Source organism: Paenibacillus foliorum (genome assembly GCF_013141765.1).
GTDB lineage: Bacteria > Bacillota > Bacilli > Paenibacillales > NBRC-103111 > Paenibacillus_S > Paenibacillus_S foliorum.
Map to the genome: position 1 here is coordinate 70,529 of NZ_WHOD01000003.1, position 14,374 is coordinate 84,902.

The 14,374-nt window shown below is 42.4% G+C and carries 13 protein-coding genes; 1 reads left to right on the forward strand and 12 read right to left on the reverse strand.

Annotated elements, in window-relative coordinates; genetic code table 11:
* Positions 1 to 8: 8 nt before the first annotated feature.
* From GC093_RS00300 to GC093_RS00355, 12 genes are all read right to left on the reverse strand, one after another.
* Positions 9 to 902: a carbohydrate ABC transporter permease gene (locus GC093_RS00300; RefSeq protein WP_171649845.1), complete on the reverse strand. Its 894-nt coding sequence runs from the start codon at positions 900 to 902 to the stop codon at positions 9 to 11.
* A 112-nt stretch (positions 903 to 1,014) separates the two neighbouring features.
* Positions 1,015 to 2,340 (reverse strand): ABC transporter substrate-binding protein, encoded by a 1,326-nt coding sequence (locus GC093_RS00305; protein WP_171649846.1) that lies wholly within the window; start codon positions 2,338 to 2,340, stop codon positions 1,015 to 1,017.
* Positions 2,341 to 2,569: 229 nt separating this feature from the next.
* Positions 2,570 to 4,213, reverse strand: a complete 1,644-nt coding sequence (locus tag GC093_RS00310) for a response regulator transcription factor (RefSeq protein WP_171649847.1) — start codon at positions 4,211 to 4,213, stop codon at positions 2,570 to 2,572.
* Positions 4,210 to 5,997, reverse strand: a complete 1,788-nt coding sequence (locus tag GC093_RS00315) for a cache domain-containing sensor histidine kinase (protein WP_171649848.1) — start codon at positions 5,995 to 5,997, stop codon at positions 4,210 to 4,212. The genes GC093_RS00310 and GC093_RS00315 overlap by 4 nt, the downstream gene beginning before the upstream one ends.
* Complete coding sequence (locus GC093_RS00320) at positions 5,988 to 6,221, reverse strand: GNAT family N-acetyltransferase (protein ID WP_171649849.1); 234 nt, start codon at positions 6,219 to 6,221, stop codon at positions 5,988 to 5,990. The genes GC093_RS00315 and GC093_RS00320 overlap by 10 nt, the downstream gene beginning before the upstream one ends.
* A 206-nt stretch (positions 6,222 to 6,427) precedes the next feature.
* Positions 6,428 to 7,216 carry an RnfABCDGE type electron transport complex subunit D gene (locus tag GC093_RS00325; RefSeq protein ID WP_171649850.1) on the reverse strand — a complete coding sequence of 263 codons (789 nt, stop codon included), beginning with the start codon at positions 7,214 to 7,216 and terminating at the stop codon, positions 6,428 to 6,430.
* Position 7,217: 1 nt separating this feature from the next.
* Complete coding sequence (locus tag GC093_RS00330; protein WP_171649851.1) at positions 7,218 to 8,099, reverse strand: FAD:protein FMN transferase; 882 nt, start codon at positions 8,097 to 8,099, stop codon at positions 7,218 to 7,220.
* An 11-nt stretch (positions 8,100 to 8,110) separates the two neighbouring features.
* Positions 8,111 to 8,536 (reverse strand): FMN-binding protein, encoded by a 426-nt coding sequence (locus GC093_RS00335; RefSeq protein ID WP_171649852.1) that lies wholly within the window; start codon positions 8,534 to 8,536, stop codon positions 8,111 to 8,113.
* Positions 8,537 to 8,633: 97 nt separating this feature from the next.
* On the reverse strand, positions 8,634 to 9,935 hold the full coding sequence (locus GC093_RS00340) for a sensor histidine kinase (RefSeq protein ID WP_171649853.1): 1,302 nt from the start codon (positions 9,933 to 9,935) through the stop codon (positions 8,634 to 8,636).
* Positions 9,908 to 10,621, reverse strand: a complete 714-nt coding sequence (locus tag GC093_RS00345; protein WP_171649854.1) for a response regulator transcription factor — start codon at positions 10,619 to 10,621, stop codon at positions 9,908 to 9,910. Before GC093_RS00345 ends, GC093_RS00340 begins: the two co-directional genes overlap by 28 nt.
* 116 nt (positions 10,622 to 10,737) lie before the next feature.
* Positions 10,738 to 11,286 (reverse strand): hypothetical protein, encoded by a 549-nt coding sequence (locus GC093_RS00350; RefSeq protein ID WP_171649855.1) that lies wholly within the window; start codon positions 11,284 to 11,286, stop codon positions 10,738 to 10,740.
* A gap of 52 nt (positions 11,287 to 11,338) precedes the next feature.
* Positions 11,339 to 11,596, reverse strand: coding sequence for a hypothetical protein (locus GC093_RS00355; RefSeq protein WP_171649856.1), 258 nt, complete (start codon positions 11,594 to 11,596; stop codon positions 11,339 to 11,341).
* A 156-nt stretch (positions 11,597 to 11,752) separates the two neighbouring features.
* On the opposite strand from GC093_RS00355, the gene GC093_RS00360 reads away from it, so the two are divergent.
* A complete protein-coding gene (locus GC093_RS00360; protein WP_171649857.1) occupies positions 11,753 to 14,032 on the forward strand; it encodes a helix-turn-helix domain-containing protein in 2,280 nt (759 codons plus the stop codon).
* Positions 14,033 to 14,374 lie beyond the last annotated feature (342 nt).

Consider the following 14,374-nt stretch of genomic DNA (forward strand, 5'->3'; position numbering starts at 1 on the left):
GTTCCCTCCTAGTGGTCCGTGTTTCTATTCATAAAACGGGTATAAACAATGGAGAAGGTAAAGAGCATGATGAGCCAAATGACACCAATTGCCGAACCTTTTCCCAGCTCATATCTGGAGAATGCAGTTTCATAGGTGAGAATGGCTAAGGAAGAAGTGGCTCCTGCCGGTCCCCCTCCAGTCAGAGTAAAAAACAAAGTAAACATTTGGAAATTATTTACAATCATGATTAATGAAACACTTGTAATCACCGGCTTCAACAGCGGAAGCGTTACATGGAGAAACAGCTTCCATCCGCCTGCTCCATCGATTCTCGCTGCTTCATATAAGCTCGCCGAAATACTCTGTAAACCAGCCAGCAGCATGACAGCAACCAGCGGCATTTGTCGGAATACGGCCACTATAATGATGGAGGTTAAGGCCCAATCCATACTGCGCAGCCAGTTAATATTTTCATGAATAATCCCAAGCTTCGTGAGGCTATAGTTCAAAACCCCATAGTCTGACTGATAAATCCACATGAATATTAAAGCGGTTACGATCGTAGGTATAGCCCAAGGAATCATAACAATACTGCGGAAAAAAGCTCGCATTCGGATGTTTCTATTCAACAGCAGCGCCATAACAAGGCCTAACAGCAAATCAGAAATAACGGCTATAACCACATAGCTTAAAGTAATTTTGAGCGAGTGATAGAATTCAGCGGATTTCAGTACCGTTAAATAATTCCCAAAATCATTCCATTTCGGATCACTGCTAAGTAAGGAATAATCCGTAAAGCTCATATAGATGGATTTAACAAGCGGGCTGATAATCGTCAAGCCCAATAGAAGAATTGCAGGTAATAGCAGCAAAAAAGCAAATACAAGGTTTCGCTGTTCACGAGTAAGTCTAGCGTTCAAGTTCCTCACCCCATCTGTCGGATAGTGTAATGTCTCGGTATGAATAAGGAAAGGGACAGCAGACTGTCACTGTCCCTACGATTACAATGTTCATTTGTTGTCTCGGAGACGGTTACTTGTAAAGATCCTTGATTTTAGACATAACCGTAGTAATCGCTTCCTCTGGGCTCTTATTTCCCTCAGTTACAAGCACAATCATATCCGACGATTCTTTCATTGCATTATCAAATTTAGGATTTGCAGCTGGAAGCGGCGATGCTGTTTTCATCTGTTCATTAAATACTTTGGCATAATCATCCTCGTTCATTTCCGGTAAAGCGGCAATCGACTTGCGTGAAGACATGACGCCATTCGTTTTATGATAGATCTGCATAGCGTCTTTCGAAACGAGGTACTTAACCAATTCAGCCGCGGCTGTCTTCTGCTTACCTGCTTTAGTTATAATTAATTGATGCTCGGTAAATACCGTTTCACTGCGACCTGTCTTACCGATCGGTACAATTGAAACTCCCCATTCTTTATCAAAAGCTTCACCTTTTCCACTCATCGTGCGGAAGCTGCTGCGGCCGAAGTCCCCATCAATCAGGATTCCAAGCGTACCGTTCGCGAACATGCCGCGAAGATCCTTCATAGCCGCACCTTTGGGAGACACCTTGTTATTGATCATGTCTTTATAATAGGCCAGCGTATCCTTCAATGCCGAGCCTTGGTCATACACAACGGCTCCTTTATCATCAACAAACTTGCCGCCATAGGAAAGCGTCGTTCTTAGCAGCATGTTGCCTGTATAAGACTCTGTAGATGAGTTCTCGCCAATTCCATAAATCGGATTGCCCTTCTCATCCTTGCCTAATGCTGCGATTTTCTTGGCGTAGCTAATCAACTCATCATAGGTTTTGGGTGGCTTCTCAGGGTCCAAGCCGGCTTTCTTAAATAACGTTTTATTCCAAAACAAGGCATTCGGATGCGGCGCCCACGGCATTGCCATTACTTTACCGCTGTAAGTAACGCCTGCTTTACTTCCCGCTACAATGTCATCGACATACTCTTTGCCCAGCGCTTCCTCAAGCGATTCTGTAATATTCGCTCCTGCGAAGGCAGCCGTGAAATTCTGATTCGCCATAGTCACATCGGGCGGGGTACCACCTGCTGAATTTACGAGGACCTGGTCCTTGAATTGGGCAAAAGGAATTCCCAGCGACTTGACCTTAATCGTAGGATGCTTTTGTTCGAAATCAGCGATCAGCTTCGTATAAGCATCCTTGGTCGCATCCTCTACTGAGATCCAGTTCGCGAACGTAATCTCGACCGGTTTACCGTCTTTACTGCCTCCAGCATCTTTAACCGGTGCCGTATTCCCGCCTGTGCTGCAGCCTGTCATTGTAGCCATTAAGCTAACGGCCGCAGTCCCGATTATAATCTTGTTCATTTTTTTCATGTATCAACCCGCCTTTTCGTATCATATCTTCGGCAATTTTCTTTGCCCTTGGTTTTATTATAAAATCAATGAAAAACTATTTTTGGTCATTTGTTCAGATGTTTTGGTCTTTTATTCGTGAGAAAAACGCCTTGCGGCGTCCTTGGTGTACCATTTACGTTTGTGCGTTGTAGAGGGCATGGATGTGGGATTCCGGCCGCTGTTGAAATCGTGTTCCTTTGTCGAAAATTTATCCTTTTAATCCACCACCAGATTGCTTGAACTCCATCGGCGTCATTCCTGTAACCTTCTTGAAGACTTTGGTGAAATAGCTTCCGTCCGGATAACCTACCTGCTCAGCCATAGCCCCCATCTTAACCTCTCCTGCCCGAATAAGCTCCTTGGCTTTTTCTATACGGACTTGCGTCAGGAAGTCGTTAAAGCTGGTGCCCGTTTCCTTCTTAAACAATTCGCTTAAATAGGTCTTATTCAGATGGACCAGATCAGCCATATGCTGGAGTGAAAGCTCCTCAGAGAATGAGGCATAGATATAATCACAGGTTTTGCGAATCGCTTCGCTATATGTATGACGGTAAGCGCCTGCTTCCTCCAGCAGCTTCCCAATGCGCAGCAATAACCATTCTTTAACCTCATGGAAAGAAATCAGCTGGCTAATTTCCTGATGGGGTAAGCCGGTATCGAATGCAGCTTGTGCTTCATTCATCCCTTGGCTAAGCTTCCGCCGCAAATTTTGAAGCAGCAGAAACACGACTTCCAGGCAAAACATTTTTAATTCCTGCTCGGGAACATGCTTTTGGCGCCCCGTTTCTTCCATAAAGCCTTGCATGAATCGTTTGGCCAGCTCATAATCGCCTCTATCCAAGTAATGCGACCATTCCGAGAGCGCAGCGTTCAGCTCCTTATTATCCTTCTTGGTCGGCCTATCCTCTACATCTTCGTACCAAACAACACTTCTTCTTCCATAAAATTGCTTCCTGCTCAGTGCCTCATAAGCTTCTGAGTATTGTCTGCCCAGCAGCGCAAGATCATTATAGGTAAGGCTGATGCCAATAGAGACTGGCACGCCAATAAAATCATACAAATGATTGGATATCCGATGGGCATATCGAAGTGTCGCTTCCCGTGCGGATTTCCCGCCATGCCCCTGTGTATTTACCAATACGACGTATACTCCTTGCTCGAACAGCAAGCTGCAGCCGCCGTTAGCTTCATTCTGCAAGGTTTCATCCATTATGTTAAGCATCGCCATATCCAGCAGCTCTCTGCTTTTAATTCTAGCGGTTTGCAGCGTGTTCTTGTAATCATCAATACAGACGGCCATCAATGTAATATGCCTTTTGTTCAATGAGATCCTGAAGATGGACATTTTATTATCAAATTCTTGGATTGCTGTGGGTACACCTCTTAACAGCTCGGTAAAATACAAAGAACGCAGAGCATTTTGGTTTTCATTCAAGGTGCTTTTTAAAGAATCCACTTCCTGGTTTCGCTTTTTTTCGGTATCGATATCTCCCATTACTTTTACAACAGCTTCCTTCAAGCTTTCCACCGTAACCTCGGCTTTCAAAATGTACTCACTCGCACCAGCCTTCAATGCTTCCGATGCATAGTGAAATTCTCCGTAGGCACTTAAGATCAGTACTCGTATAGCGGGAAACTCGGATTTGAGCTGCTTAATCAATTCGATTCCGTCCATAATCGGCATTTTAATGTCCGTTATGACCAGATCTACCTGAGAAGCCCGGCACAGCTCCAAAGCTTCTTTGCCATTGCCACAAGCACCTGCGATATGCAGCGGTAATCCCGTTTTGAGCAGCAGGATATGAAACCATTTGCGGATCTGCACCTCATCGTCTACTACTACAACATTCATAAGGATATCAGCTCCTCAGTCTTTACAAATTTGGGAAGCTTAAGGATGACCTTCGTGCCTTCCCCTTCCTGCGAAAATACCTTTAATCCATATTCCTCACCAAAATGCAGCACTATCCGGTGGTTTACGTTACGCAACCCCATCCCGCTCCCCCTAGAGAGAATAGCTTCTGTTATATCCGCTGCTCCCCCCGTTTCTAGCTTCGTAATCCCAACCCCGTTATCTGTAATTTCAAACATCAAGCTCTCTTGCTCCTCCCAGCCCTTCACACTTATACAGCCTGTCCCTTCTTTAGGCTCGATTCCATGAAATATAGCATTCTCCACAATAGGCTGCAGAAGCAGCTTCAAGGTTTGGGCATGTGTAATCCTATCATCAATTTGGAATTCGACTTCAAGCTTCCCATCCTGCCTTGCTTTTTGAATATAGACGTAATTTCTCAGGTTATCGATTTCCTCACCGACAGATATATATTCATTCTCATCCGTTAACGTTCTCTTGAGCAGCTTTACAAGCGCTACGATAACCGAATCCACCTTTTCAGCCGTTTGGGTCAATAACATGTAACGAATTGAAGCCAATGTATTATATAAAAAATGCGTGTTGATTTGCGATTGCAGAGCCTGCAGCTCACTTCTCCGCTTCATTTCCTGCTCCGCTACAACCCGGTCGTGCAACTGCTCGATCCTCGAAACCATCCGGTTAAATTTGCGTCCCAGTTCCCCTATTTCATCGGTTCCCAGCACATCAGTCCGTTCCGACAAGTCTCCCATTTCTACCTTTTGCATGCTTCTATATAAACGTTTTATCGGAACTGAAAGACGGTTGGCAATAAAATAAGAGACAAGAATAGAAAGAAATAGAACAATTACAAATACAATGATAATTAATAGCTCGGCTCTATAAATATTGGCAAACAGCTTATCAAAAGGTGTATAGGCAATAATCGACCAGCCTGTGTTTTTAACATTATGGTAGGTTACGAGCATTCTTTTTCCATCAATCTCATCCTTAAAGCTACCCCGATCTCCATTCTTGGCTTGGTTATAATATTTGGTGTCCTTGATGTTCTGGTGCAGCAAAGACTTTTGAGTGGTCGAAATAATCGTTCCATTGGCATCTAACAGCATAAGCTGATCGTAGTCCTTCATAGCTTCCGCATACTGCTGGAATAAAAAGCTCTCATTAACATTGATCATAAGCAATCCTAGGGGAGCGCCGCTTTCAAAATCCTTCAGCACCCGAACAGCGGAAACAAAATGCTCTTCACTAACCGTTCGAGCCAGCTTAGGAGAAGGATCTGACACCCAGATGATACTGCCGTTTTGACGAAATGCCTCCTGATACCAATCTTCCTTCTTCAATTCATCTATCTCGACCCGCCCATCATAAAACGTGTGCAGCTCAAAGCCGTTCAAGCCTAGAATCGAGGTATAGTATTCCAACCAAGTGTAAGCGTATTTAAAATTAATAATCATTTTGGTTAAAAATTCTTTTTTGGCTCGTTCCTCATACGTTTTCTCAACTGAAGGCTGCATCAAAATTTTACGCAAATCCTCATTAGAAAAATAAATATTCGATATGGCTGTAAGATCCGACGCCATAATATCTAATTTCTCGGAAATGAGCCCTAACGTTTTGAGATTAGAGGTAATGGTCTGCTCCTCAATGGTTTGCTTGGAGATACTTAAGGATATATATCCAAATACCCCTAGAGGAATGACAATCAAGCACAGGAAAGAGATCAGCATTTTTTGTTGAAGGCTGCTCTTTTTTATAAACATCTCATATTCCATTCCGAAGCCAGCAGCCCCATAATATAAGTATCATAGTACTGCCCATCGCTAAAAGCATGCTTTCTTAGTTGTCCCTCTATACTAAAGCCTATTTTTTTATATAAGCCTATGGCTTGTTCATTAACTATGGAAACCGGATCATTTAACCATCGGTGTAGCTCCCTGATATCCTCATTCTCAAACGCTCGAAGAATTACTTGGTATTGATCCACGTCCATTCAGTCCTTTACCGTCATTTTCAATAACGATACCATTGTAACAAACTTATCCCATTTATGGGTACATAGCGTGAACTCTAACAAAGCTCACCGGATGGTTCTTTGCAATGGATTCCCCTACGTTTGTGCGTAATGGAGGGCGCTAATCATCCAAGAACTACAGAAAGCAGAAAAAGACCCACATCAACAGGATGTGGGTCTTAATTGAGTGCTCGTGAAGATACTCTTCTTTTTAATAAGTAGTATAAATTCCCCACAAGTAATCCTATATATAAATACATCAAACCTCCATATAATCCATAAATAACCACCCCCACGACCGCGCTAAGGATGCCGAAAATAACTTGATCCTTATATTTTGCAGGTGAAGTAGGCGGGTCTGTAAGCATAAAAAGTGCAAAGAAAAGAGACGCATTAATAAAAGGGGGCCGAAGTGCGTCAGTTGCGTCTCCGACATTAATCAACCCCATGATCAATAATAAGATGAAATACATTCCAAGAAATGAAAAAACCTGAGGGAATTTGTTCACACGGTTAGTTACTATATATCCCCCAATTAAAAGAAACACAATTGTCCATGCAGGGATATCCCCGAATGCGCCCCACCAGCTTTGTCCAGTTCGAAAAAAAAGGATGGACAGAAGCAGTCCGAAAGCCGCTGGATTGAAGATAGGTTTTTTCTTATAGACAAGTAAATGTTTGGATAAAATAGCTATAATGGAAGTGGCCGCAACCATATACCATGAGGTAGTTGTGCTTAAGATCAAAGCTATGATTAACCCTGTTATAATCGCACCATCCGGCAAAGTTCGCTTCCTTTTGGCAATACGGGAACAGAGGATATCAACGACTGTAGAAACCCCGACGGCAATGATGCCATTATTAATGCCGCTGATGTTCAGTGACCAAATCGTTGCTATTAATAGAAAGGCAACCATGGAAATTATGACATATCCCTTTGGTGTTTTGGTCCATTGGTTTACTCTCAATTTATATGCTCCCTACTCTATATATTTGCAAATCAGATGTAATCAGAATTCCCCTGAGATCCAGTTGTTCTATTATCGTTCTCCCGCGGTCCAAACCCAATAGGAAAGATGCCGTCGAGAAGGCGTCTGCCATCATGGCGTAAGGGGCTATGACGCTGCAACTGATCCATTCGTTAGGTGATTGCTTGCTTCTAGGGTCGATGATGTGATGCACGCCGTTTTTTAATGCGGACTTGCGCTCATAGCTGCCTGAGGTACATACGGCCTCATTCGAAATTTCAACCGTTTGTATAATTTGTTCTTTGTGCTCTGGATGCTGAATGCCAATACTCCACTTGCCACCTTTTTCATCTACTCCTCCAGCATATAGATCCCCGCCGGCATTGACGACGAAGCCTTCAAATTCTCTCAGCTCGTGTGCGGCCAAATCGATGGCAAATCCCTTAGCCACGCCTCCTAAATCAATCACCAGCGGCTTTTGCAAAAATAACGTACGCTCCTGTTCATTTAAGACGATATCTTGATAGGTAGCGGAAATAGACGAAGAACTTTGGATAGCTTTCCCAGTTAAATAATGCTGATTGAATCCGTGATCTTCCATCGCTTTCCCCACGGTAGGATCAAATATCCCATTCGTCCATTTGGCCACCTCCAAAGCAAACTTCAAAGGCTCAAATAAAAACGGACTAACCGGTATCGTAGTCTGTATTTGCCCGCATGCCTCCATCAGCTCACTGTCCAGACTGAAACGACTGCAGGCATGTTCGACTTTCCGAAATGCCTCAAAAGCACGATCGATAGCCGCTTCTGACTCATTCTTTGATTTCCGAGTGACAACCTGTATACTTACAACGGTATCCATAAATAATTTCGTTTTTTCCATGATTGCGGCCATCATGAGGTTTGTGCCTGGGATAGCGCATCTTGTATGGCATCTTTAAATGCTTGTGTACTATACGTTGCACCTGATACATTCTGAACTTGCGCACTTTGTTTTTGTACTACTTCTTGCGGCAACCCGACTACATCCTTTTTTGAATAGTGCATGGCAAAATTACTGAATTCAACATCCGTTATTTTATCGTTCTTAATGCTAACTGCTACCTGAATGGAGCCGCGCCGATTTTTTCCAGTTCCATAGAAAGTCCCATTTTTATATTGAGTTTTGGGTTGAATGCTGCCTGTCTGAATATTAGTTTGGCTATATTGCGGAGGTTGCTGATAAGATGCCTGAGTTTCAGTTGAGAATAATCCGGCGGCGTATATCGCTCCAATGGCTGTTGAACAAAGGACGACCCACTTTTTGTTCATCTTTGCCATATAAATCCCTCCAATGTTCGATAAATTTGTTCCCTGCAAGACATTTAAATTGTTATACCTACTTTACAACATGTAAGTGAAAACAAAATGAAATAGGCTATGCTTCAAAAGCAATTTCAAATACGCTACCTTTACCTTCTTCACTTGTTACATGAATAAATGCTTGATGACTGCGTAATATGTCTGCCGCGATCGATAGTCCCAATCCGGCTCCACCAAATTCACGTGACCTCGCTTTATCCACTCTATAGAACCTTTCGAAGATACGCGAAAGCTCATCCTTAGGTATCCCTATCCCGGTATCGGTAACCTGTAGGGTCGTTCTCGAATGAGTATCAACTCGATATTTAATAGTCACTTTTCCCCCTGGTGGCGTGTATTTGATCGCATTATCTAACAAAATATAAATCAATTGCCGTAATTGATCTGTATTCCCTTGAATTACTGATGTATTGGCATCGATAGTCGGCGGATCTATCTGTATATCAACTCCTTTTTTTAGAGCCAGCGGCAGCATGGCCTGATAGGTTTCATACGATATTTGACCTAAATCCACAGCTTCCAATTTGAAATTCCATTGTTTCGAGTCGCTGCGAGCCAAAGTCAATAATGACTCGACAAGACGAATCATACGTGTGACTTCATCCTTTAAACCATCCAACACATGCTGTTCGAACTCGGGCAGCGCTTCTTTGCACTCCTCCAACAGCTCTACGGAAGAATGAATTACGCTGAGTGGCGTCCTTAGCTCGTGGGAAGCATTGGTTGTGAACTCCACTTGTTGATGATACGATTTTTTTAGGGGGACCATAACTTTCCCTGCAAACAAATAAGCTAATCCGATAGCAATGGATAACAATATAATAGTGAAGAAAAACAGCATCAGCTTAATACTCCGCAACAACTCGATATCCCTTGTAATGTCGATAGCCATCCAATAAGTTCCGCCGGAGTTATTTAATTTGTTTGAGCTCACCAAATATACCTCAGTTTTTACTCCGTTCGTGATTTCGAAGCGTTCTCCCTGCTCTCCCTTCACTTCATTGTTTTGTGCCCATTTCAGAAGTTGATTGGACATTGCTGTATAAGCAGTTGGAGATGTGTAAGTCTTCCCATCCGGGTTAACCAATGCGATTAACTCATCCGATAGCAAAAAGACCCACTCCATTGTCTTCATTTCACGATCCGACGCTCTCTCTCGTCGTTCTCTTTTCATCTCCTCTACCCGATGCTCCCATTGGTGATTCATTTTATCTTTGACATTCACCAATCTCTCTAATTCATTTTTTTGCAACGTTTGCTGAAGAATCAGATAATAAATTACCGTAATTAGAATTATAATGACAGCAAGGATGCTACCAAAAAATATCGTCAGCTGTTTTCTTGTTCTCTCGAACATACTTCTCCCCCTTTTACATCCAAACGGTAGCCAAGCCCACGTACATTTTGAATGATTTTCTCTGGGAAAGGATCGTCCAATTTCTTTCGAAGCAATCTGATCGTGGCATCGACGGCGTTAAGTGTAATCTCTGCATCCAATCCCCATACCCGATCCATAAGTTGTTCCCTGCTCAATATTTGTCTTGGATGATTCGACATTAAAGCCAGTAATTGAAATTCGCGTCGGGAAAGTACAACAGGAACCCCGCTTCTAATAACCTCATAAGTGCTGTGGTCAATGACAAGCGTATCGCCGAATGATTTGGTATCCGCCTCCCAGTTAGTCTCTTTCCTACGATATAAGGCATTCAGACGTGCGATCAGCTCTTCGAAGGCAAAAGGCTTAACCAGGTAATCGTCTGCTCCTGCATTCAAGCCCTGTACTCTGTCGATTATTGAATCACGTGCGGTCAGCATTAGAATGGGAGTCCGATTCTTCTTCACTCGGATCTCTTTACACAGTTCAATTCCCGTTTTTCGAGGAATCATCCAATCCAAAATATAAATGTCAAAGGAAGATCTTTCTATGAAATCCAGTGCATCATCCGCATCTTGTGCCCATTCCACATGGTACATCTGTTTTTTTAACTTATATTGAATTAATTCCCCAAGCTTCTTGTCATCCTCAACTAACAATATATTCATGCTCCATCCGCCTCTTTTCATACCAACTATGAATTTTAGTCTGCCTCTGTAATCACACTGATTAGAAATTAAAAAAAGCAAGCTTGCTGGGCAAGGTCAGCTAGCCTGCTTTTTTACTATAAAAAAGCGTGAATCAAAAATAAAACACCAAATGCCAGTCCAAATCGCAAATGCCACTTTCGGTCCAGCCGCCTATATCTAAGCAAGCCCGAAACCGGTACTGGTAACAAAACTAACAGTGCAAGCACCCCGCTTATATTGTTGAAATCTAATTTAAAACCATACATAAAGACTGCAACCGTATGAAGCAAAATTAGAGCAATAGCGATAATAGCAATAGGTGTATGCCAACTTCTGGCGAATCGAAGTAAACCAACTATCCACTTTTTTAGAATACCTAATCGTCCCCATACACTCTGTTTGATTATTAATGCAAGAATATAATTAGCTAACACAAAGAACAAGGCTATTCGTGCATTCGATCCATAATTCTTAATGGTATGCTCGAAACTGCGGCTGTGTAGAGTCGCTGACGGAAGATGTATAAGACTCCAAAGTTGCCATAGCACGATTAGAGTAGAAACAATAATTGCGCCAATTACCCAAATTCGTTCTTTCTGAGGGATCCATGTTTGTTTTGTTATATTATCTTTCTGAATACGCATTTTTATTTCCCCTTCATTATTATAGGTATAATATACTCTATTTTTCTGAAAACTAAATGAAAATTAACAGATTACCAACAGAAAAAGTAGCCCCCATCCCCTTAACCTGTAACCGCACCATAGTACAGCTGCAAGCGGCTAAGCACATTCGATAAAGCATACGAAGTCCTGGTTCCGCTCTCCTCAGAAATCCCTTCTCCTGCTCAACGGAAATATAAATGTACCCGCCATCCTCCATCTGTTTAAACCCATGCAAAATACTATTCGCCATCAAAGGCCCATTAACACCTGCATAGACGCTATAAGCCAATTATTTCCTCATTCTCGAATTCTATTTTTTACCTTTTTGCAGGAATAGTCGAATAATTAACGAAACTTACATTAAAGTGCGTGTTCAATAGGGGGCTATTTGAACAACCTCTTAAAGAGGAGTCTAACCACAAAGAAAAAGGAATGTAGGGTGACTATGTTTAAAAATCGTTGGTTTAATCGAATGCTGCTCTCTTACCTTCCGATATTCCTAATTATGACCGTCTTATTAATGACACTATCCTTCTTATCCTTGAGCATGGTTTCCAAACGAATGACTTTGACAATAAATGAAGCATACACCAATTACGCTATGGATGTTGTTGATCAATCACTTCGGTCTATCGATCAGCTATTGTACAAAGAAATTGAAACCAATTCCAAGCTCAAACAATTTTTCTTCAATTCATTATGGGACAATACGTATTATACGATTCGCGAGCCTTCGCAAAAAATGGTTGAAATCATTACTACGATGCCTATGATTGACTCGATGTATTTATTTCGCATCCATGACCGTCGAATTTTGAGCCAGAACATGGAATCTCCTTTGGAAGAATTCGGGGACAAGGAATTTATTCAAAGCATGATCAACGAGAACTTTCCTGAGCGTTGGACATCAATAAGAACCTTCAAGGAGTTTGAAGGAGAGCAGAAAAGTAAATCTGTCGTTTCGCTCGTCAAACGAGTACCGCAAATATCAGGCGGCCAAGGAATGATTGTCGTTAATATAAACTTGGATGAGATTGAAAAGTTAATTAGCGGTATATCCAACTCGGAAACGGTATATTTTCAGTTATTTGATCAATTAGGGAAACCCCTGACCGGCGGCAGTACAGATCATACGCTGATGACAGAGCTGGACGAGGGTAAAGAATTAGCAAGAGTAAAGTCGTCTTACACGGGCTGGGAAGTCGGCAGTGGATTGAGGAATAGTGGGCCATTCGATTTCGTTAACAGTTTGTCCTATGTTGCGGTTTTAGCAGGTATTGGCGTGCTTCTTGCTGGAATCGGATGGATTATCATAGTGACGAGAAGGAATTATAAACCTATTGAATCGATTATGAACCGGGTTCAAGTTTATTCTAACCAAAAGCAGAAGAATGGCGGGACGGTTCATAAGAAAGCTAACGACGAATTTAAAATCATTGAATCAGCCATGGATCAAATGATAGAGCAATTTAACGAATACTCATTACAACAAGAGAAATTTCTAACAGTCAAAAGGCAGGATGATTTCCGTTATTTACTTCAACAATCACAAGCTTCGACAGTCAAAGATGGACGTCGCACACTAATCATTGAGCCCTATCAAGCCTGGAGAGGCGCTGCGGTAGTCATTATTGAGATCGATAAAGAGTTCAGGTTTAATCAAGCTTATTCCCATCAAGACAAATCGCTATTAAAATTTTCTTTGTTGAAGGCCACAAAGGAAATCGCAGAGGACCGCTCGTGTACCGTATGGGTGGAATGGCTTTCTGATAACAGGCTGGGATCTGTTTATTTCAGTAATGATGAAGAACAAGCGTTTCTTGAACAATGTGAACAAATGCAGAAGACACTGCGGGGCTGGGTATCAGATAACTTAAGCTTTACCGTTACCATAGCGCTAGGCCCATACGTAGCGGATGTCACCAACATCCAAGGCTCTTATGCTGCTGCCCATGAGGCATTAAATTATAAGGCAACACTTGGCTGTAACCGCATGATTAATCAAAATGAGATTTACGTGGAACACCAAGAAGAAGTTTACGATCATTTGCAGATGATCCGTTCCATTATTCAACTGTTTCGGCTAGGAGAAGAGGAATGGACAGAGAGGTTTTTAAGCCTGTTTGCTAAACTGCGCTTGGGGATGTTTTCGAATGACGAATTTAGAAGCTTAGCGGATTATGTGCACTATCAATTGCACAAAGAAATGTTAAAGCTGCCCGATGATTTCCGAGCGGTCTGGGAAGATGTTTATTTACCGGAATTAAAGGATCTGCTAGAAAGGTGCGAAACGTTCGATGAGCTTCAGACGGATCTTTATCGATTTCTGCAGATGGTTCAGACAGAGCTGAGCAGTTCGCGGGAGAGCGGCAGCAAGTATGCATTAATTCCCAAAGTTAGAGCATATATTGATCAACATTATGCTGACCCGGATTTATCGCTTGAACAGTTGGGTGAAATGTTTGGGGTAACTGCTAAGTATATAAGTCAAATTTTCAAAGAAGGCTCTGGTCAAAAGTTCGTCGATTATTTAGCTGACGTTCGAATAGAAAAGGCCAAGCTCCTATTGGAGCAAACGGATAAGACCCTACAGGAAATTGGGAATGAAGTCAGCTATGTCCATCTGTATTCATTCACCCGCGTGTTTAAAAAGGTTGTAGGTATGACACCGGGGGAGTACAGAAAGAACGCAGCAGGAAAAAGGTGCGTACAGAAAAAGGTGTGATTCGGGAGGCTATAGCCTCCTTTTTTTGTTGGTTGCAGAACAGGAAATATGCGCAGCAAATTTCTGCTGATAATCGAGGGCTTCCCCAAAAGTATTCGGAATTCACTTCAACGCTTCACGTCACATTTGGGGGACTATTTGGTTCATAAGACTTAAGCGGAAAAAGGTGCGGTCGGGAAATCATGTGGATTGACCATGTAAATCGGACTCGTGTACATTGATTAGCAAGCAGGAGAATTAACAAATATAAAATGGGAGGTGGCGATTAATCATTGGATAGAACTGAGCAACTTCAAACGACCCCGCTTATTAACAAACCGCTCAGGCCGGAAAAAGCAAGGG

Bases quoted from the DNA above. Each gene is read 5' to 3' on its own strand.
- GC093_RS00305 (WP_171649846.1), bottom strand. From the start codon at position 2,340: ATGAAAAAAATGAACAAGATTATAATCGGGACTGCGGCCGTTAGCTTA.
- GC093_RS00310 (WP_171649847.1), bottom strand. From the start codon at position 4,213: ATGAATGTTGTAGTAGTAGACGATGAGGTGCAGATCCGCAAATGGTTT.
- GC093_RS00315 (WP_171649848.1), bottom strand. From the start codon at position 5,997: ATGTTTATAAAAAAGAGCAGCCTTCAACAAAAAATGCTGATCTCTTTC.
- GC093_RS00330 (WP_171649851.1), bottom strand. From the start codon at position 8,099: ATGGAAAAAACGAAATTATTTATGGATACCGTTGTAAGTATACAGGTT.
- GC093_RS00335 (WP_171649852.1), bottom strand. From the start codon at position 8,536: ATGGCAAAGATGAACAAAAAGTGGGTCGTCCTTTGTTCAACAGCCATT.
- GC093_RS00340 (WP_171649853.1), bottom strand. From the start codon at position 9,935: ATGTTCGAGAGAACAAGAAAACAGCTGACGATATTTTTTGGTAGCATC.
- GC093_RS00345 (WP_171649854.1), bottom strand. From the start codon at position 10,621: ATGAATATATTGTTAGTTGAGGATGACAAGAAGCTTGGGGAATTAATT.
- GC093_RS00350 (WP_171649855.1), bottom strand. From the start codon at position 11,286: ATGCGTATTCAGAAAGATAATATAACAAAACAAACATGGATCCCTCAG.
- GC093_RS00360 (WP_171649857.1), top strand. From the start codon at position 11,753: ATGTTTAAAAATCGTTGGTTTAATCGAATGCTGCTCTCTTACCTTCCG.